Below are 20,104 nucleotides of genomic sequence, written 5' to 3'. Positions count from 1 at the left end.
CAAGACCAAACCAAAACCAAAACCAACGACTACCCCGCCCCCTAACGACATCACGACATCACCACATCCCCCACCGGCACCCGCGCACTATCCCTCCACTCCCGCACATAGTCAGGTGTACCCGCAGGCGCGGCCTGCACCACCGGCGGCAACGGCAACAGCGCCATCGGAAGCACCCCAGCCCACACAGGCAACTCAAGGTCTTCAGCATCATCCTTCGGCCCGCCCGTGCGCACTTTGCACGCCGCCTCATCCAGCGGAATCCGCAGCACGGTCGTGGCGGCCAGTTCCTTGGCATTGCCCGGCCGTGCCTGCTGCGAACGGCCAGGCGCGAGCACTTCCATGAACGTATCGAGCACCGCAGGCTTCTGCGAATCCGGCACGATTTCGAACGCGCCATAGATAACGGCCGACCGATAGTTCATCGAATGGTTGAACGCCGAGCGCGCCAGCACCAGGCCATCGAGGTGCGTGACGGTCACGCAGACCTGCGCGCCGCTACCTGCCAACCTGAGCATGCGGCTGCCGTTGGAACCGTGGATGTAGAGATGACCGCCCTCGCGCCAGCACGCGGTGGGGATGCAATGCACGCCATGCTCGTCGGCGAAGGCGATGTGGCAGACGTAGGCCTCGTCAAGGATGGCATGCAGCGTGGTGCGGTCGTAGTGGCCGCGGTGCGCGACGCGGCGCACGCGGGTCCGTGCGGTGGGCGATGTGGGCTCTGTGGTGGACATGTGGGGCTCCGGATCGTCAATCGATAGGCCGACGGTAAAAAAACCGTGGCACCATGCATAGACCCACAAAAGCCAGAATTCCTGGAGCCACGATGGATTACGGGGTCCTGCTGTCGAACTACGAACGCACATCGATGCACGGCGAAGGTGGAACGCGCACTTCGCAGCAGCAACGGCTGTATGCGTGCCTGCGTACCGCCATCCTGAGCGGACAGATCGAGGAAGGTACGCGCCTGGCGCCATCGCGCACGCTGGCCGAAGAGCTGGGCATTGCGCGCAACTCAGTGCTCTACGCCTACGAGCAACTCGCCGCGGAGGGCTTGGTGCTCAGCCGACGGCAAGGCACGGTGGTGGCGCGCGTTGGCCTGCAGCAGACGCCCACGCCAGCGCCCGAAGCCGCGCCCGAGCTCTCGTGCCGAGTGAAAGACCTCGAACGCCCGCGCGGCGGCATGGACGACCTGCTGCCCTTCCTGCCCGGTACGCCCGCGCTGGATGAGTTCCCGCTCGCGCAATGGCGCCGCTGCATGGAGCGCGGGTGGCGCCGCATCGGTCCGGGGCAGATGGGCTACGGCCCGGTCGAAGGCAACGTGGCGCTGCGGCAAGCCGTGGCGGAATACCTGCGCGTTTCGCGCGGCGTGCGCTGCGACGCGACGCAGGTTTTCATCACCGACGGCACGCAGAACAGCCTCGACATGTGCGCGCGCGCTGGCCGATGCAGGCGACACCGCGTGGATCGAAAACCCCGGTTATTACGGCGCCCGCGCCGCCTTGCAGGCCGCAGACATGCGATTGATGCCGATCAGCGTCGATGTGGACGGTCTCGCCCCGCGCGAAGAAGACTGGCGCGACACGCCGCCCCGGCTCATCTACATCACGCCGTCGCACCAATATCCGCTCGGCGCGGTGATGAGCCTGGAGCGCCGTCTCTCGCTCATTCAGCACGCACGCGCAGCTGGCGCATGGATCATCGAAGACGACTACGACAGCGAGTTCCGCCACACGGGTGCGCCGCTATCCGCCGTGCAGGGCCTGACTGAGAATGCGCCGGTCATCTACCTCGGCACGTTCAGCAAGATGCTGTTCCCGGCACTGCGCCTCGGCTATATGGTGGTGCCGCCTGCGCTGGTACCCGCTCTGAAGAAGACGGCCGGTGCGCTGATGCTGCGCGGGCGCGTGGCTGAGCAGCTGGCGCTGGCAGAGTTCATCGAGGCAGGACATTTCACGCGGCACCTTAGGCGCATGCGTCGCCTCTATGGCGAGCGCCGCGATGCGCTGCAGGCCGCGATCGAGCGCCACCTTGATGGCATCGTCACCGTATCAGGCGGCGCGGGCGGCATGCATCTTTCCGCCCGGCTCGACGCCCCGGTGCCCGACACCGAAGTCAGCCGGGCCGCCCGTGCGCACGGAATGGTGTTGCGGCCGCTGTCGCGCTTCTGCCTGCCGGGCACGCTGACGGCGCAATACAACGGCCTCGTGATGGGTTACGGCAACGTGCCGGCCGAAGCGATGGACGGATTGGTGAAGCGCATGCGGGACGTCATCGAAAGCGTGAGGCGCTGACTCGCCAGTGCAGCCGTGCGCTGCATGGCTTTGCCGCAAACGTTGCATGCACCGCACAACCGGTGCGACCCCGTCTCCCGACGACGTGCACACGTGCATCAGGCACCACAACCAAGGGAAAACCCGCCCCCATTCTTGCTGCGTTGCACGGTGTTCCGAATGTCACGCGATGCTACGATGCCTCGACCTATGGCTGTCTGCCAGTTTCCACAAGAAGCGGCGCAGGCGGCACCAAAAGAGACCTGCTGTCGGTGATCCCGGCACACCCACACGGAGCACGCATGAATGCCCCTCTGAACGACGCGCTACGCCGCGCGCTCGAAACTGTTTCCCTGGACGACAAGTACACGCTCGAGCGTGGCCGCATCTACATCAGCGGCACGCAGGCACTGGTGCGTCTGCCGATGCTGCAGCAGGAGCGCGACCGCGCCGCTGGGCTGAACACGGCGGGCTTCATCTCCGGCTACCGCGGCTCGCCGCTGGGGGCGCTGGACCAGGCCTTGTGGAAGGCCAAGAAGCATCTGGCCGGGCACAACATCGTCTTCCAGGCGGGGCTCAACGAAGACCTGGCCGCCACGGCGGTCTGGGGCTCGCAGCAGGTCAATCTGTATCCGAGCGCCAAGTTCAGCGGCGTGTTCGGCATGTGGTACGGCAAGGGGCCGGGCGTGGACCGCACGATCGACGTGTTCAAGCACGCCAACTCGGCGGGCTCGTCCGCGCATGGCGGCGTGCTGGTACTGGCAGGCGATGACCACGCGGCCAAGTCGTCGACGCTGGCGCACCAGTCCGAGCACGTCTTCAAGGCGGCCGGCATTCCGGTGCTGTATCCGTCGAACGTGCAGGAATACCTCGACTACGGCCTGCACGGCTGGGCGATGAGCCGCTACTCAGGCCTGTGGGTCTCGATGAAGTGCGTGACGGACGTGGTGGAATCGTCGGCGTCGGTGGATGTCGATCCACACCGTGCGCAGATCATCCTGCCCGAGGATTTCGTCATGCCGCAGGGCGGGCTGAACATCCGCTGGCCCGATCCGCCGCTGGTGCAGGAAGCGCGGCTGCTCGACTACAAGTGGTACGCCGGTCTGTCGTACGTGCGGGCCAACAAGCTGGACCGCGTGGTGCTCGATTCGCCGCAGGCGCGCTTCGGCATCATGACCGCCGGCAAGGCGTACCTGGACGTTCGCCAGGCGCTGGTCGACCTCGGCCTCGATGACGACACCTGCCGCCGCATCGGCATCCGCCTGTACAAGGTCGGCTGTGTATGGCCGCTGGAAGCACATGGCGCGCGTGCCTTTGCCGAGGGCCTGCAAGAGATCCTGGTGGTGGAAGAGAAGCGCCAGATCCTGGAATACCAACTGAAGGAAGAGCTGTACAACTACCGCGACGACGTGCGTCCGCGCGTGTACGGAAAGTTTGACGAAAAAGACAATGCCGGCGGCGAATGGTCGGTGCCGATGGCCAACTGGCTGCTGCCGGCGCATTACGAACTGTCGCCCGCGCTCATCGCGCGCGCCATCGCCACGCGCCTGGAAAAGTTCGAGCTGCCGTCGGACGTGCGCGCACGCATTGCCTCGCGCATCGCCATCATCGACGCCAAAGAAAAAGCGCTCGCCAAGCCGCGCATTACCGCCGAGCGCAAGCCGTGGTTCTGCTCGGGCTGCCCGCACAACACGTCGACCAACGTGCCGGAAGGCTCGCGCGCGCTGGCCGGCATCGGCTGCCACTACATGACCGTGTGGATGGATCGCCGCACCGACACCTTCAGCCAGATGGGCGGCGAAGGCGTGGCGTGGATCGGTCAGATGCCGTTTTCGGGCGACCAGCACGTGTTCGCCAACCTCGGCGACGGCACGTATTACCACTCGGGCCTGCTGGCGATTCGTGCCTCCATCGCGGCCAAGGTGAACATCACCTACAAGATCCTCTACAACGACGCCGTGGCCATGACGGGCGGCCAGCCGGTCGACGGCCCGCTGTCGGTGCCGCAGATTGCCGCGCAGGTCTACGCCGAAGGCACGTCGCGCATCGTCATCGTCACGGACGAGCCGGAGAAGTACAACGCCGCCATCAAGCTGCCCGAAGGCGTAACGGTGCACCACCGTGATCGCCTTGACGCCATTCAGCGCGAGCTGCGCGAGGTGCAGGGCACCAGCGTGTTGATCTACGACCAGACCTGCGCGACGGAAAAGCGCCGCCGCCGCAAGCGCGGCACGATGGTTGATCCGGCCCGCCGCGCGTTCATCAACGACGCCGTGTGCGAAGGCTGCGGCGATTGCTCGGTCAAGTCGAACTGCCTGTCGGTCGAGCCGCTGGAAACGGAGCTGGGCACGAAGCGCAAGATCAACCAGTCGTCGTGCAACAAGGATTTCTCGTGCGTGAACGGCTTCTGCCCGAGCTTCGTGACGGCCGAGGGCGCGCAGGTGCGCAAGCCGGAGTCGCACGGCGTGTCGATGGAAGGCTTGCCGCTGCTGCCGCATCCTGAGCTGCCCGCCATCCAGCGCGCGTACGGCGTGCTGGTGACCGGTGTCGGCGGCACGGGCGTGGTGACGATCGGCGGCCTGCTCGGCATGGCCGCGCACATCGAAGGCAAGGGCGTGACCGTGCTCGACATGGCGGGCCTGGCGCAGAAAGGCGGCGCGGTGCTCTCGCACGTGCAGATTGGCGAGCGCCCCGATTCAATCCACGCCACGCGCATCGCCATGGGCGAGGCGGACCTCGTGATCGGCTGCGACGCGATTGTCTCGGCGTCGGATGAAGTGCTGTCGAAGGTGCAGCACGGTCAGACGCGCGCCATCATCAACAGCACGGCATCACCCACGGCCGACTTCATCAAGAACCCGAACTGGCGCTTCCCGGGCAGCTCGGCAGAGGCGGACATCCGCGCTGCCGTCGGCGACGCCTGCGCGTTTGAAGACGCCAACACGCTGGCCGTGCGCCTGCTGGGCGACGCCATCTTCACCAACCCGCTGGTGCTCGGCTTTGCGTGGCAAAAAGGCTGGGTTCCGCTGACGCACGACGCGCTCATCCGCGCGATCGAACTCAACGGCGTGGCCGTCGAGAAGAACAAGACCGCGTTCGAATGGGGCCGCCACCTCGCGCAAGACCGCGAGGCGGTGCTCAAGCTCGCCGGCGACGCACCGCGTGCCAAGGCCGACGTCATCGCCCTGCCCTCGCTCGACACGCTGATCGCCCGCCGCGTCGATCTGCTGACCGCCTACCAGAATGCTGCATATGCCGCTGAATTCCGCGCGGTGGTCGAGCGCGTGCGTGCAGCAGAGGCCGCCGTGGTGGGGGCCGGCCAACCCCTGGCGCTCACGGAAGCGGTGGTGCGCAACCTGTCGAAGCTGATGGCGTACAAGGACGAATACGAAGTCGCCCGCCTGTACACCGATCCGGCCTTCCTCGACAAGCTGCGCGCCCAGTTCGAAGGCGAACCCGGCCGCGACTACCAGCTCAACTTCTGGCTCGCGCCACCCATGACGGCCAAGCGTGACGAGAAGGGCCACCTGGTCAAGCAACGCTTCGGTCCGAACACGATGCGCATCTTCAAGGTGCTCGCCAAGCTCAAGGGCCTGCGCGGCACGGCGTTCGACATCTTCGGCAAGACCGAAGAACGCCGCACCGAGCGCGCGCTGATCGGCGAATACCGCGCGCTGGTCGATGAACTGGCGAAAGGCCTGACGGCGCAGAAGCTGGCGCAAGCCGTGGAACTGGCCCGCCTGCCGGAGGACATCCGCGGCTTCGGCCATGTGAAGGAGGCCAACCTGGCTGCGGCGCGCATCCGCTGGAACAAGCTGCTGGCACAGTGGCGTGATCCGGCGGCGGCACAGCAGGCGGCCTGATCGGCGCTAAGCGTTCGGCATCGCCAATAAAAAACGGAGGCTTCTGCCTCCGTTTTTCTTGGTGCGCCCCCGCTACGTCAGCCGGGCACGATCTGCTGCGCGTAGTCGTACAGATCCTGCAGGATGGTCTGCGCGCGCGTGTCGCCGTTCTCCTCGGCTTCCGCGCCCAATTGCTGAAGCCGCTCGCCGAAGGTCTCAAAGGTCATGTAGCCATCGCGGCCTTCGAACAACCGCTCGGCGCGAAGCTGTTCCCACAGTTCGTATTCCTCTTCGTTCAACGTATCGGGAAAGTTGCGTGCGCGATAGCGGAACAGCAGCTCCGGCAGGCGTGCGTCGGCAAACTCCGCATGCAGGCGCGCGAGCTGTTCGCCGCTGAGCGTGCGCAGCTCGTTGAGCAGGCGGCGATCCTCGTTGCCGACGAATCCGCCGTAGAGGTTCTGGTCGACGTCTTCAATCGGCTCCAACTCGCGGGCGTACACCTGGCGCCATGTTTCGCGCATGTCGGGCGCGCCCTGGGCGATGGCGGCGTGGCGTTCGATCGTGGCGAAGTCGATGCCCCAGCGTTCTGCCTGCCCGGGCTGCAGCGTCTTCATGTTGCTGATGACGATGGGCGACTTGTTGATGTGGATCGACTTGATCGGCAGTCGCGTGGTGCCTTCGGCCAGATCGGCTGCGCGCGTGAACATGCGCTCGCGGATCGTGGCGACGTCCATGTCGAACAGCTCGGACGGGTCGAACGCCAGGTCCCACACGATCAGTTCGTTCTTGTTGGTCGGGTGCCCTCCTAGCGGCCACACCACGGCCATGCAGCCACGCTCCACGCCGTACATCCCGGAGATGTGCAGCAACGGGCGGGGCGCATCGCCAATCTCCGCCGCCACGCGGTCTTTCTTGCGCAGCGCCAGGCAGAAATCGAACAGGCGCGGCTGCGCGTTGCGAATCAGACGCGCCAGCGCGATCGTCGCGCGCACGTCGGACACCGCATCGTGCGCGGCCTCGTGCACCAGGCCGTTGGCCTTGGACAGATGCTCCAGCTTGAAGCTGGGCCTGCCGTCTTCGTGGGTCGGCCATTGAATGCCTTCCGGGCGCAGCGCCCAGGTGGTGCGCACCACGTCGAGCAGATCCCAGCGCCCACATTCGTTCTGCCACTCGCGAGCATACGGGTCGATCAGGTTGCGCCAGAACAGGTGGCGCGTCACCTCATCGTCGAAGCGGATGGTGTTGTAGCCGACGCCGATGGTGCCGGGCGTGCCGAGTTCGCGCTCGATAGCCTGGGCGAAACGGTATTCCGGAATGCCTTGCCGGGCGCATTGCTGCGGCGTGATGCCGGTGATGAGGCACGATACCGGATCGGGCAGCCAGTCGTTGGAAGGCTGGCAGAACAGTTCGACCGGCTCGCCGATTTCGTTCAGCTCGGCATCGGTGCGGATGCCGGCAAACTGCGCGGGGCGATCACGGCGCGGCACGGCACCGAACGTTTCGTAGTCGTGCCAGAGAAAGGAGGGAGTGGCAGGCAAAGCAACGGCTCGCTGGAAAACACTGAAGATGCCGGCATGCTAACAGCCTGCCGCCAGCGCCGCGCAAACCCGGGATGGTGCCAGAGTAAGCTAATGCCGTTGCCCACCTTCCCTGGCGCGCCGACGCGCCCGAGCCGCCACCATGCGCATTCTTTTTTTCAGCAGCCACCGTTACGACGAAGACAGCTTCCGCGCCTCACTTGCACGCGGCGGCTACAGCTTCGACCTCGTCTTCCAACGCGCGCACCTTGAAGCGCAGACGGCGTCCCTCGCGTCCGGCTTTGAAGTGGTATGTCCGTTCGTGAATGATTGCCTCGATGCGGAAGTGCTGGAGGCGTTGGCGGCGGCCGGCACGCGCCTGATCGCGCTGCGCTCGGCCGGTTTCAACCACGTCGATCTGCCGGCCGCACAACGCCTGGGGCTGACGGTGGTGCGCGTGCCAGCGTATTCGCCCCACGCGGTGGCCGAGCATGCGGTCGGCATGATCCTCACGCTCAACCGGCGGCTGCACCGCGCCTGCAATCGCACGCGCGAAGGCGATTTTTCACTGGATGGTTTGCTGGGCTTCGACCTGGCGGGCAAGACCGTCGGTGTCGTCGGCACGGGGCAGATCGGCCAGGTGTTCGCCCGCATCATGGCGGGCTTTGGCTGCCAGTTGCTGGCATTCGATCCGTTTCCGCAGGCTTCGCTGGCGGCGCTGGGCGCGCGCTACGTGCCGCTGCCGGAATTGCTGGCGCGGGCCGATATCGTCAGCCTGCACTGCCCGCTCAACGCTGACACACACCATCTGATCGACGCCAGCGCGCTCGCCAGCATGAAGCCGGGCGCCATGCTCATCAACACGAGCCGCGGCGGCCTGGTCGACAGCCCGGCCCTGATCGACGCGCTCAAGAGCGGCCAGCTCGGTCATCTCGGGCTGGACGTCTACGAAGAAGAGGCCGATCTGTTCTTCGAGGACCGCTCGGCGGACGTGCTGCAGGACGACGTGCTGGCGCGCCTGCTGAGCTTTCCCAACGTCATCGTCACCGCGCATCAGGCGTTTTTCACGCGCGAGGCGCTGGCGGGCATTGCCGACACCACGCTCGCCAACGTGGCGGCGTGGGCGGCAGGCGCACCCGTCAATGTGGTGCAGGCTTAGGCCGGCCGATCAAGCTGCCGCGGCTTTTGGCTGCGACAGTTCGCTTTCGCCTTCCTTCACGTAGATGGAGTTGCGCGGCTTGGCCAGCACGCGTCGCACCATCGGCTCGAAGAACGAGAGCGGCAGGTTGTCGTAGTCGGGCATGAAGGCCGCGGCGTCGTACTTGGCGCAGAACTCGGCCGTGCGCTCGAACAGCTCGGGCTGGCTGCGGTACTGCTCGCGCAGGTTGCGGTCGAGCCCCAGGTGGTGGAAGAAGTAGTAGCCCTGGAAGATGCCGTGCTTCTCGACCATCCACAGGTTTTCCGGGCTCACGAACGGCTTGAGGATCGCCGTAGCGATGTCCGGGTGGTTGAAGCTGCCCAGCGTGTCGCCAATGTCGTGCAGAAGCGCGCAGACCACGTATTCCTCGTCACGTCCGTCGCGGTGGGCGAGTGTCGCGGTCTGCAGTGAGTGCGCGAGACGATCGATCGGGAAGCCCCCGCAATCGCCGTCGAGCAGCTTCAGGTGCGCAAGCACGCGGTCGGGCAAAGCGCGGGCAAACGGCATGAATTCCGCCGAGATGGCGGCCCAGTCCTCGCGCGTGCCGTGCTCCATGTGAGAGAACGTCGCGCGAGGGGCGGTATGTTGCGGATCAGTCATTGGGGTGTCTCCTTCGTCGCCGGAATGGTCGCGTCGGTGCCGCGTCGTAGTTCTTGAATGGCTGGGTGCGCGGCTAGCGGACCATTCTCTGCCCGGCGCTTGCGTGCAGACTGTCAAGCGTTTGACAATGATCGGACCGCCCTCGCCGCATCCTGCCGCCATGCCCGCAGACGCCTCCCATACCGCCCCGGCACCCGCACCCGCGCAGCTCGCGCAGGGTTGGCTGCGCGAAGCCCCTGCCGACCTGCTGGCCGAGATCGCGCCCAGCGCACGCCTGATTACCTACCCCGACGGCGAATGCATCCACCCGCACGGAGGCCCGGCGCAGGGCATGTTTTTGATCCTGCGCGGCCGCGTGCGCATCAGCCGGACGACGGACGGCGGCAGCGAACTGGTCTACGGCATGTTGCGCGCGGGTGAATGGTTTGGCGAGATCGCGCTCATCGACGGCGGCGGCCGCACGCACAGCGCCCACGCGCAGGGGCCGACCACGCTCATCCTGCTGGGCAGCGCGGCGTTTGCACGGGTGGTTTCGGCCTACCCGGCCGGCATGTGGGCGCTGATGCAGCAACTCTGCCAGCGCATCCGCCTGATCTTCGACGAGTTCGAGCACGCCAGCGAAATGCCTGCCGATGCGCGCCTCGCCCAGCGTCTGCTGCAGCTCGCCCGCTCGGGCGACGGCCGCACTGTGGCGGCCAGCAATGAAGAGCTGGGCCGCATGCTGGCCCGCTCGCGGCAGACGATTTCCAAATACCTGCAGGCGTGGCAGCGCGCAGGTTGGATCCGCTGCCATTACCGGACGGTCGAAATCGTCGACGCGGCAGCTTTGCGGATGCTGATGGACGCGCACGCTTCCTGAGCGTGCCTAACGCTGCGTCGCGTCCCGAGATGACGCAATTGTCATGACGCCTTCGCCACTTTGTGGACAGAAGATTGCTTTTCGGAACCTTTGCAAGCGCACATCTGTCTTGAAACATGGGACGTGATGTTTCATTCTCATAGGATGACGGCCCGCTTTTTGCGAGATTGCCGACGGAGGAAACGCCTTGTCACAGGTTCATCTGGAAACGTCATCTGCGAGCGAGCGCATGCCGTGGTCGATCCAAGAGATCGGCTACGACAGCATCGACGTTGCCCGCGTGCGAGAAAACCGCACGCTGTTCTACCTGGTTACGAGTGCCTCGTTTGTCGAGAGCGGCTCGGATCTCTACGCCGGCAACCTCGCTCAGTACTACGCCGATCGCCCCGAAACCGCACACTGGCTGACCCATCATTGGGAACGCGAAGAGCTGCAGCACGGCCGCGCCTTGCGCCGCTACGTTGAAGCGGTGTGGCCCGAGTTCGACTGGGAGCGCGGCTACGCCCGCTTCTTCGAGGAATACTCGGTCACCTGTTCCGTCGACCAGTTCGAGCCCACGCAGGCGTTGGAAATGGTCGCGCGCTGCGTTGTCGAAATGGGCACGGCAACCTTCTATCGCGCCATCGCACAGGCGGCGGCCGACGCCGATGAACCCGTGCTGCGCGACCTCGCCAGCCGCATTTCGGCCGATGAAGTCCGGCATTACAAACACTTCCTGCGATTCTTCAACGAGTGCAACGCAAGCGAGGGGGTGGGGCGCGCGCGCGTGCTCAGGGCGCTCGCCTCGCGCCTGCGTGAAATCAAGAATGAAGATTCGATGATCGCGCTGCGCAATGTGCTGCGCATCGAGCGCGGCCAGGAAGATGTGCCTGACGCCGATGTGCGCGCCCTGAACTCGCGCGTCAGCGCGCTGGTGCGCTCCTATCTGCCGCTCGACATGGCCGCCAAGATGCTGCTCAAGCCGCTGCACCTGCGCCCGGGGTTCGAGCGCTCGATCCGCCCCCCCCTGGTGGCCGTGGTGCGGCGCGTGATGCTGCACTAGATCGCCCGCACGAAGGAGGCGCCAACAAAAAACCCGGGTTGAAGCCCGGGTTTTTTATATCTAGCCGACAGAATGCCGATTAGAACTTGTGGCGGATACCGACCACGGCGCCCAGTTGGTTGCCATCGAACACTTGGTTCTGGTTCGATTGCAGCGTCGAAAGATTCGACGAGGTGCCATTGATGCCCGCGACGCCCAGAATCGAGCTGCGGCTGTTCTTGGCATAGGCCACGTTCATGTACGCATCGGTGCGCTTGGACAAGGCATAGTCAGCCCCGACCACGAACAGCCAAGGATTGCCGACGTTGGTATTCGCATCGTTGCTCGCCAGAGCACCCAGCAATTCGCCGTTCTTGAATGTCTGGTAGTAGGCGGTACCGGTCAGCGTCAGCGCGGGCGTCGCTTGATAGCCGGCGCCAAGCCAGTACAGGTTCGAACGCAGGTCGCCATTGACACCGGTCGAGCCCAGGTCATGGCTCATCTTGTACCAGCGGTAGCCTGCATAAAACTTGGCAGGGCCGACAGCGTAGGTTCCACCGATGGTGGCACGCTGCTCCTTCAGGTCCGCCATGAAACCGTTGGTGAAGAAGGCATTGCTAGCGCCATTCGACTGGTCATACACCGCACCGACCGCGAACGGGCCGGTGGCATAGTTCAGGCCGGCGCTCCACTCACGGCCCAATTTCGTCATGCCGGCTTGCTCGTTGCCGTCACGATTGAACGCGTATAGCGCCGATGCCGTCAGGCCGCCGAAGGTACCGACGTACTTGACTGCGTTATCAGCACGGCCAGCCAAGTAGGCATCTTGCGAAGCGATTGAATAGCGCGAGGCGATCGCCATCGGGTCGTATTGCAGCGCGAAGTCGTACAGCAGGTTCTGCTGGCGGCCCAAGGTCAGTTGGCCCCACTGGCCCTGCAGTCCGACGTAGGCAGCGCGACCGAACAGGCGGTTACCTTGCGCCGAACGGCCGTCGTCGATGGCGAAGCCGCTTTCCAGGTTGAAGACGCCCTTCAGGCCACCGCCCAGGTCTTCAACGCCGCGCAGACCCCAACGCGAGCCGGACATGTTGCCCGACTGCATGCCGACGCGGGAGTTGCCTTCCGTGCGAGCAGCATTCGGCGCCTTGTTGACCCACTCAACGCCAGCGTCAACCACGCCGTACATCGTTACGCTCGATTGAGCGAAGGCGCCCGCCGAAACCAGGGCGGCAGCAGCGGCCGCAAACAGCTTGATCTTCATATCGTCTTCCTTGAAAAATACTATCGCGAGGATTTGCGATCGGCGGCCATTATGTATTCCGGTTTCTCATCTTCACCAATTTCAAAAACAGCCTGTGGTAAATATGAAACCCAAGCATTTGCAGCGAAATTAATCATATGAATCAACACTTTGCCATCACAGTGCGAGAACCGTAAGCATGGCTTACCAGAAGGCAATCCCAAGGCTTACGCGACGTAATCCATTGCATCAGAAAAATCATCCAATCGATGATAAAAATTAAAGTACTAGCACGCGCGGCTTTTCGATTATGATTCGGCCCGAAGCTTGAATGACAGTTTCACAGCTTCACATCGACTTTAAGAGACCGCCCTAAACAGCGGTCTCTTTTTTTGCCTGTCAATTGCGCCGATGGGTCAGGCGGGAAGTCCGACCTTCCTCAAGATGCGATGCTTGAACGTGGACACCGTCTTGGGCGAAATGCCGAGGCGCTTGGCGATCTCTGTGTTCCGATGGCCTTCGGCCAGCAGTTGGTTCACACGCATTTCGCGCTGGGTAAGCGTGGCAAGCCCAGCGCCTTCCGATGGCCCCATCGCAGAGGCGGGAAACGAGAGATAGCCGCGTGCCGCCAGCAACAGTGCCGCCGTCAGCACAGAGGTCGCTTCCGATTTCGGCACGTAGGCGTTGGCGCCCGCCAGGAAAGCGAGCCGTGCCTCGTTGCCGGTGGTCTGGGCAGACGTGACGACTAGGCCAATATCGCGGCGCTGCGCGCGCACGCGACGCACGAGTTCCAGCCCGTCCAGATTTGGCAGATTGATATCAACGATGGCGAGCTTAGGGCGCGCGGAGCGGATCAACTGCAGCCCCTGCGCGCCATCGGCCGCTGTGGCGACAAGCTGGAGATGCGGCGATCCGGCAAGCAAGGCTTGAATGGATTCGAGGACGATCGGGTGGTCGTCGATGGCAACGACCGAATGGAAGGTTGGTTCTGTGGCGGACATGGCGGGCGGTGACTGAGCGGGGTTCCATGTTGCGAGTCACCGGTGCGGATCAGGTTCCGCGCGGTACAAGTTTGCACGATTGCCAGTCAATCCTTGTACCGATTGCTACACCACATCATTAGTTCATGACATCTTGCCGCTTCAGGCGAGCCGGAACACGTCCACCGCGCCGCGCAGTTCCTGGGCTTGTTGGCGCAGGCTTTCGGCCGCAGCAGCCGCTTCCTCGACCAGCGCGGCGTTCTGCTGCGTCACCTCGTCCATCGACGTGACCGCGTGGTTGACCTCTTCGATGCCTTGCGACTGCTCGCGCGACGCGTGGCTGATCTCGCCCATCAGGCCGGCGATGCGCTCCACGCGCGTCACGATGTCCTGCATGGCGTCACCGGCGCCGCGGGCGGCTTCGTTGCCGGCCTGTACTTCTTCGACCGAGCGACTGATCAGTTCCTTGATCTCCTTGGCGGCGGCTGCACTGCGCTGGGCGAGGCTGCGCACCTCGCCGGCGACGACAGCGAAGCCGCGGCCCTGTTCGCCTGCGCGGGCGGCTTCCACGGCGGCGTTGAGCGCCAAGATGTTCGTCTGGAACGCGATGCCGTCGATGATGCCGGTGATGTCGGCAATCTTCTGCGCCGTGGCATGGATGCCCGACATGGTGCCGACCAGCCGCTCCACGGTCTGCCCGCCGGCATTGGCCGCCTCGCTGGCGGATTGCACCATGTCGTGCGCATGGTGGGCACTCTCGGCGTTTTGGCGCACGGTGGCGGCCAGTTGCTCGATGCTGGATGCGGTGCGCTCGAGGTTGCCGGCCTGCGCTTCGGTGCGTGCGGAAAGATCGGCGTTGCCGGCGGCGATCTGGCCGGTGCTCGACGCGATGGTGGAGGCACTGGCGCGCACCTTGTCGACGATGCCCGAAAGGCCGTCGCCGACGCCGTTGACAGCACGCATGACCTGGCCGATTTCATCGCGGCGCGTGGTGGGCAGGCGGTGCGTGAGATCACCCGCAGCCACACGCTGGGCGACATTCACCACCTCGGCCAGCGGCATGCTCACAGTACGGCGCAGCATCCAGTACAGCCCGCCGGCGAGCAGCGCACCGAGTGCCAGACCCAGCAGCAGGAAGCGGTTGCGGGCGGCCACCAGATCGGCGTTGAGTTCGTCTACGTAAGCTGTGCCGGCAATCACGAGCTGCCAGTCTGGGTATTGCGTAAAGACGGTCAGCCGCTCGCGCGCGGTGCCAGCTTCCGTGTCGGCCAGCGTGTGGCGCAACGTGCCGTCCTTGCGCGCGATCATCTCGCGCACCCAGGTCTGGCCGGCCGCGTCCTTGGCGTCGAGCAGGTTCTTGCCCTCCCGGTCTTGCGCATGGTCGATCAGCACCTTGCCCTGGTCTGCGCCGGGCTTGCCGTCGATGACGAAATAGCCGCCCGTCTTGCCGATGCCGTGCGAGCGGATCTTGTCCTTGAGCAGCGCCAGTTCCGAGCGCACGTCCACACCTACGTAGAGCGCGCCGATGACCTTGCCCGACGCATCGCGCACGGGCTCGTACTTGCTCATGTAGGGCACGCCAAACAGCCACGCCAAGCCGCGGAACGGCTCGCCGGCCATCAGCGCTTTGTAGCTCGGGTGCGCGCGGTCGAGCAGCGTGCCGATCGCGCGTTCGCCGTTTTCCTTCTTGAGCGAAGTGGTCACGCGCACGAAATCGTCGCCGGCCCGGGCAAACACGGTGGCGATCGTGCCGCCGGTGCGCGCGAAGAACTGGTCCGGCACGGTGAAGTTGAGGTTCAGCACCGTGTCACCGCTCTTGAACGTGGGCGTCGGCTTGCCGGCCACTTCAACGGTCTGCGCCGGATCTACGCTGTACGGCCCGGGCGCGGCGTCGGCAAAAGCGGTCAGGAAGCGGTCGGCCTCCGTGCGCATGGTGCCGTCGAACAGGCCGATCATGTCGCGCATGGCGGCCTCCTGGTTATGCATGGCCGATTGTGTATTGGCCTCCAGCATGCGCAGGCTCGATTGCGAGTTCGCCAGGGCAAACATGCCGAACACGAGCACCAGGGCGATCAGGCCAATCACCGCCAGCCTAGTACCGAGGCTTGTTGGAGGTTGTGAAACCGCAGAAAGGGGCGCAGACGCTCTCATGCTTTTTTCCTGGGGGTCGTCAGTCAAGTTAACAACGGATCAACCCAGAAAAGCTTGAGCGCAAACGTTTTACAGCTCCTTATGTCTGGCAGGCCAGACAGGGTTCCGCAATCTCGGACGTCATCTGTCGCAGGTCAGCTCGACGTGCTGAGGCGTGAGCCTGGCGGGGTTGCCCGCCCCCAGTTCGATGCGCCAGTCAGCCCCGTGCGAGGCGGCCACGTCACGGCCGTCCACGGTCGCCCGGCAACGGGTTGCATTGGCAAAGCGGATGAACGGTCGCGTATAGCCGGCAACATCGACCGACAGCGAGCGGCCATCCGCACTGCGCCGCCAGTTCGACAGGCGGCCGCTGGCATCGCGCACGTAAGGCAGCGTCGGCCCATCGTTGTCCAGCGCAAAGCGTGCCGAGCCGCTCGTCAGATGGATATAGGAGCCACCCGGACCCGCCGTGTAGCCCGCCACGTCGCGTGCATCCGCAAGACGCGGTACGCCGCGCCCGGACCAGCGCACGGTGCGTAGATCACCCGTGCCGCGCACGACCCAGGCGTCGCCGTCATGCGCAATCGCCATGGTGCGGAAGTCGAGCACCTTGCGGATGTAGTCCGACGCGTAGACCGGCATGACCGGCTGCGCGACCGCCCAGTCGTACACCTGCCGCAGAGCCGTCACCGAGGCCAGCTTGGTGCCCGAATACATGTGGTAGTAGATGCCGATCGGCTTGAAGCGGTAAGGCTTTTCGGTCAGCTCGAACGTCTCGATGGCCCGCGAGAAACCGTAATACGGGCCGTGCCAGAGGTTGGTGTAGATGTTCTCGTTCTGGTCGGGCGCAAATACCTGGAACAGGCCATCGCCTTTGTCCACGCCCAGCGGCGCCACGGCGGTCCAGCTCGGGTTGGAGCGCGTGATGTAGGTGTCGCCGCCGTTCATGTTCAGGACACCGGCCTCGACGGTCTTTTGCACGGCAATCGGCGGCACCTGGCCGTTGCCGCTCCACAGCAGCACCTTTACCTGCTTGCCTGGCGGGGCGAGCTTGGTGTTGATGTAGTGGATGGAACCCGCGATCTCGCGATCGAAGCTGAACCGGTAATTCGGAATGTTCAACGAGAAGGCGGTGTCGGTGCCTTCGGCCGTGGCGGCGGAGGCCGGATCGGGCGGGTTGGTGGTGCGCAGCCAGTTGAACGGGTGCGAGAACGTATGGCTGGCCAGCTCCACGTAGGGCTGCGCAAAGAGGGTGCGCGCGATCGGCTCGAGCTGCGGCGTGAGCTTCGGGTACACGCCGTCGGCCGCCACCTCGCCCTCGATGATCGACACGGTGGTCGGCACCTTGTAGCGATCGAGGATCTCGCGCAGCAATGCCTGGCCGGAGAACTCGCTCGGTGGAAACTCAGTGCGGGAGGCGAATCCGTCGCCATCGATGTGCACGGTCATCAGCCGGCGGCCGTTTTCCGTCGTAGTGTCAGGCACCGGCATTGCGGGCAGTTGCAGCGCGCGGCGCAGAAAATCGAGCGGCTGGATCACCCAGCGCGCCTGGTCGACATCGGGCATGCGGAAGACGCCAAACGGCTGCAGCACATAACCGCCCCACGGCATGATGGCCGCCGCATCGTAGGCGTAACTGCCGGCGGAGAGCCGCAGCAGCGACTGCGCCCCCGCGACGCTGGGGTCGACCTTTACCCCCACGGCCATGCGCCGGTCGGGATGAGGCTGCAACTCGAAGCCCACCATGGGATCGCGCAAAACGATGTCAAGCGGCCCCGCCGGCGTGCCGGGCACGGTCTGTAGATCCAGCATCCGCGCCGTGGTGGCATCCATGTTCAGCCCGAACTGGTTGAACATCGCCACGCGAACACCGGCGCCCATCGTGCGCCTGAGCCACGATGACCACGTGCCCGGTCGCGTTGCGTTGCCGTCGAACCAGGTGACGACGCCGGCATAGCGGTCGGGCGTGACGGTCGGCAACGGCTTGTTGGCGTCGGCAAATTCGGTGCGATAGCCGAGATAGTTGATGGGCATGGCCAGATAGAGCACGGATGGCGCGGTGTTGCGGCTGGTGCCGGGCTCCTGGGGTTCGACCAGCAGGACACGGCGCGGCATCACTTCCAGCCGGCCGATGCCGATGAAGTCGGCGCCGGGCGTGGTGGCGTAGCTGGTCACGCCTGCAGCGCGCGCCACATTGGCGGTCTCACGCAGACAGGTACGGTTGTAGTTGGGGCAGTAATCGAGTGCGACGGCGGGTATGCGGTACTGCGCACCGATCTTGCGCAGCGTGGCAACGCGTGCGGCGCGGTCGGCATCGGTCACCTCTTGCAAGCCTTCCCCGCCGGTGCGCTCGCGCACCAGCCCGGCCGTCACCACGCCGGACAACTGCGGCGCGAGCGTCTCAAGCCACGCCGTGCCGCCGGCCAGCAGCCTGGTCTGCGGTGCACGTGCATGCAACGCCTGGACCAGTGCCGCAACGGCATTGGCGGCATCGGGCGCGCCGCGCTGGAGCGCGTCCAGCCCATCCAGCAGGAAGCCCGCGTAGCCCTGCGCGAGCAGCGGCGCAAAGACCTGGTCGATCACGTTGGCAGGCCAGGCGCTTGTGCGCATTGCGTCGGTCTGCTGCGTCAGGTCGACGCGAGCGAACCAGAGCGTGGGCGATGGCTGCTTCGGATCGAAGCTGCCGGCCGTGGCCGGCTCCAGCACGACCCAGTCGAAGGCTTGCAGTTCAGCGACGGGGACATCGCGGCCGTAGTAGAAGGCGATCTGCGGCTCTGCCGAAGCGGACGTCGTCGGCTGCTGTGCACGAACGGTCGCAACGCCGAGCGCCAACGCCACGACACCCAGCCACACCGGCCACCGCCACGATAACTTGCTGCCCTTTGCCTGCCTGTCCTGCATCCCGGTCCTCGAAAAGTCTGTCCGACATGCATTGTGCCGGGCGGCCATCCGATTGCAATGTTTGTGGGCCGGAGCATGCCCGCCGCGATGCCCCTTGGGGGCACATGGCGGGAACCCGGCTCAGTAACCGACCACCGTGTACTGCGGGAATTCCGCTTCGAACGCCTTCTCCAGGTCGTCGACGCTGGCGACAGCCGACGTGTAGACAGCAGTTGTCGAGCCGCTGTCGTAGGCCAGCGTGACAGCCCAGGTGGCATGCGCTTGGTTGACGCGATCGCGTGCGGCCTGGGCCGCCAGTTGACCCGGGCCGTTATCAGGTTTGGTTCCGTAGACTTTGCAGTGGGACATGGCAATCACTCCGAAGATGTGGAAGGAATGCCGCCGACGCACGGGCGAGGACACGCGCGGTCTGCCTGGTCTGCATTCTCAACGATACGGGCGAACAGACGCGCTGCCGGCGGGTCCCGCCGGCATGCACCAGCGACATGGCCAGCGTAAAAGCCGGGGCCGCGCGCCGGAATGGTGCGTTCGTTAGGGCCGACGTTCTAGAACGCCGACTTCACCACGCCGCCGTCCACACGCAGCGCAGCGCCCGTGGTGGCCGACGACAGCGGGCTGGCCACGTAGGCAACCAGGTTGGCGACTTCCTGCGTGGTGGCAAAGCGCTTGATGAGCGAGGTCGGCCGCGCCGTCTCGAAGAAGGTTTTCTCGAACGCTTCGAAGCTCTGCCCGCCCGAGAGCTTTTCGACAAACGCGTCTACGCCTTCGGAACGCGTCGGCCCCGGCAGCACGGCATTCACCGTGATGGCCGTGCCCGCCGTCAGCTCTGCCAATCCACGCGAGAGGCCCAGCAGCGCGGTCTTCGTGACACCGTAGTGGATCATCTCCACCGGAATCTGCACGCCGCTCTCGCTGCTGATGAACACGATGCGTCCCCAGTTCTGTGCACGCATACCGGGCAGGTAGGCGCGCGACAGCCGCGCGCCGCTCAGCACGTTCACGTTGAAGAAGTGCTGCCACTCGGCGTCGTCGATTTCCTCGAACGGCTTGGGCTCGAAGATGCCGAGGTTGTTGATGAGGATGTCGACCTTGGGAAAGCGGCCGAGCAGCGCATCGACCTGGGCCGGATTGGACAGGTCACCGGCAAAGCCCTCGACCTGGGCGTCGGGCACCTCGGTGCGCAGGCGTGCAATCGCGTCGCCCACGGACGCTTCGGTGCGGCCGTTGACGATCACGCGGGCGCCTTCGGCGGCCAGTGCTACAGCAATGGCATGACCGATGCCCTTGGTCGAGCCGGTCACGAGAGCGAGCTTGTTCTGAAGGTGGAGGTTCATGGCATTCAAAAAAGGAAAATGGAGGAGGACGAGCACGCCGCGCCACATGGTGCAAGTTGGTCACGGCGTCGACGTTTCAACCATGATACGAACCGCCTCGCCCCTTGGCAGCCGCAATCGTTTTGCAGCGGTATCCAACGAGATTTGACGATCGGCGTTGGTATCGATCCCGGCTTGACGGCCTGGGCAAGCGACGATTAGTGTGCAAT

The 20,104-nt window shown here is 65.0% G+C and carries 13 protein-coding genes and 1 pseudogene; 5 read left to right on the top strand and 9 right to left on the bottom strand.

Annotation, left to right across the window (positions count from 1 at the left end):
* Positions 1 to 50: 50 nt before the first annotated feature.
* Complete coding sequence (locus AAHM38_RS18530; RefSeq protein ID WP_015855832.1) at positions 51 to 734, bottom strand: pyridoxamine 5'-phosphate oxidase family protein; 684 nt, start codon at positions 732 to 734, stop codon at positions 51 to 53.
* Between the two features lie 92 nt (positions 735 to 826).
* On the opposite strand from AAHM38_RS18530, the pseudogene pdxR reads away from it, so the two are divergent.
* A pseudogene (gene pdxR, locus AAHM38_RS18525) lies at positions 827 to 2,294 on the top strand (MocR-like pyridoxine biosynthesis transcription factor PdxR).
* A 281-nt stretch (positions 2,295 to 2,575) separates the two neighbouring features.
* Complete coding sequence (locus AAHM38_RS18520) at positions 2,576 to 6,136, top strand: indolepyruvate ferredoxin oxidoreductase family protein (RefSeq protein ID WP_015855833.1); 3,561 nt, start codon at positions 2,576 to 2,578, stop codon at positions 6,134 to 6,136.
* A 77-nt stretch (positions 6,137 to 6,213) separates the two neighbouring features.
* Here the strand turns inward: AAHM38_RS18520 and sbcB are convergent, their stop codons facing one another.
* Positions 6,214 to 7,653, bottom strand: coding sequence for an exodeoxyribonuclease I (gene sbcB / locus AAHM38_RS18515; RefSeq protein ID WP_015855834.1), 1,440 nt, complete (start codon positions 7,651 to 7,653; stop codon positions 6,214 to 6,216).
* 142 nt (positions 7,654 to 7,795) lie between these two features.
* Between sbcB and AAHM38_RS18510 the strand changes: the two genes are divergently transcribed.
* Positions 7,796 to 8,791, top strand: coding sequence for a 2-hydroxyacid dehydrogenase (locus tag AAHM38_RS18510; RefSeq protein ID WP_015855835.1), 996 nt, complete (start codon positions 7,796 to 7,798; stop codon positions 8,789 to 8,791).
* A 9-nt stretch (positions 8,792 to 8,800) separates the two neighbouring features.
* Here AAHM38_RS18510 and AAHM38_RS18505 read toward each other — a convergent pair whose 3' ends face one another.
* Positions 8,801 to 9,430 (bottom strand): HD domain-containing protein, encoded by a 630-nt coding sequence (locus AAHM38_RS18505; protein ID WP_015855836.1) that lies wholly within the window; start codon positions 9,428 to 9,430, stop codon positions 8,801 to 8,803.
* Between the two features lie 160 nt (positions 9,431 to 9,590).
* On the opposite strand from AAHM38_RS18505, the gene AAHM38_RS18500 reads away from it, so the two are divergent.
* Together AAHM38_RS18500 and AAHM38_RS18495 are read left to right on the top strand one after the other, a co-directional pair.
* A complete protein-coding gene (locus AAHM38_RS18500) occupies positions 9,591 to 10,289 on the top strand; it encodes a Crp/Fnr family transcriptional regulator (protein WP_015855837.1) in 699 nt (232 codons plus the stop codon).
* A 229-nt stretch (positions 10,290 to 10,518) separates the two neighbouring features.
* On the top strand, positions 10,519 to 11,331 hold the full coding sequence (locus AAHM38_RS18495; RefSeq protein ID WP_009239662.1) for a ferritin-like domain-containing protein: 813 nt from the start codon (positions 10,519 to 10,521) through the stop codon (positions 11,329 to 11,331).
* Between the two features lie 79 nt (positions 11,332 to 11,410).
* On the opposite strand, the gene AAHM38_RS18490 is transcribed toward AAHM38_RS18495, so the two are convergent.
* The 6 genes from AAHM38_RS18490 to AAHM38_RS18465 all read right to left on the bottom strand — a co-directional run bounded on the left by AAHM38_RS18490 (position 11,411) and on the right by AAHM38_RS18465 (position 19,895).
* Positions 11,411 to 12,571, bottom strand: a complete 1,161-nt coding sequence (locus tag AAHM38_RS18490) for a porin (RefSeq protein ID WP_015855838.1) — start codon at positions 12,569 to 12,571, stop codon at positions 11,411 to 11,413.
* A gap of 395 nt (positions 12,572 to 12,966) precedes the next feature.
* Positions 12,967 to 13,551 (bottom strand): response regulator transcription factor, encoded by a 585-nt coding sequence (locus tag AAHM38_RS18485; RefSeq protein ID WP_004628799.1) that lies wholly within the window; start codon positions 13,549 to 13,551, stop codon positions 12,967 to 12,969.
* Between the two features lie 141 nt (positions 13,552 to 13,692).
* A complete protein-coding gene (locus AAHM38_RS18480; RefSeq protein WP_015855839.1) occupies positions 13,693 to 15,681 on the bottom strand; it encodes a methyl-accepting chemotaxis protein in 1,989 nt (662 codons plus the stop codon).
* 120 nt (positions 15,682 to 15,801) lie between these two features.
* Positions 15,802 to 18,561, bottom strand: coding sequence for a polysaccharide deacetylase family protein (locus AAHM38_RS18475; RefSeq protein WP_015855840.1), 2,760 nt, complete (start codon positions 18,559 to 18,561; stop codon positions 15,802 to 15,804).
* A 120-nt stretch (positions 18,562 to 18,681) separates the two neighbouring features.
* Entirely contained in the window at positions 18,682 to 18,909 is a 228-nt protein-coding gene (locus tag AAHM38_RS18470) for a hypothetical protein (protein ID WP_009239659.1), read from the bottom strand.
* Positions 18,910 to 19,106: 197 nt separating this feature from the next.
* Positions 19,107 to 19,895: an SDR family NAD(P)-dependent oxidoreductase gene (locus AAHM38_RS18465; protein ID WP_041668554.1), complete on the bottom strand. Its 789-nt coding sequence runs from the start codon at positions 19,893 to 19,895 to the stop codon at positions 19,107 to 19,109.
* Between the last annotated feature and the right edge of the window lie 209 nt (positions 19,896 to 20,104).

The organism is Ralstonia sp. OTU4908 (assembly GCF_038440115.1).
GTDB lineage: Bacteria > Pseudomonadota > Gammaproteobacteria > Burkholderiales > Burkholderiaceae > Ralstonia > Ralstonia pickettii.
This window is presented reverse-complemented; position numbering and strand designations above follow the sequence as displayed.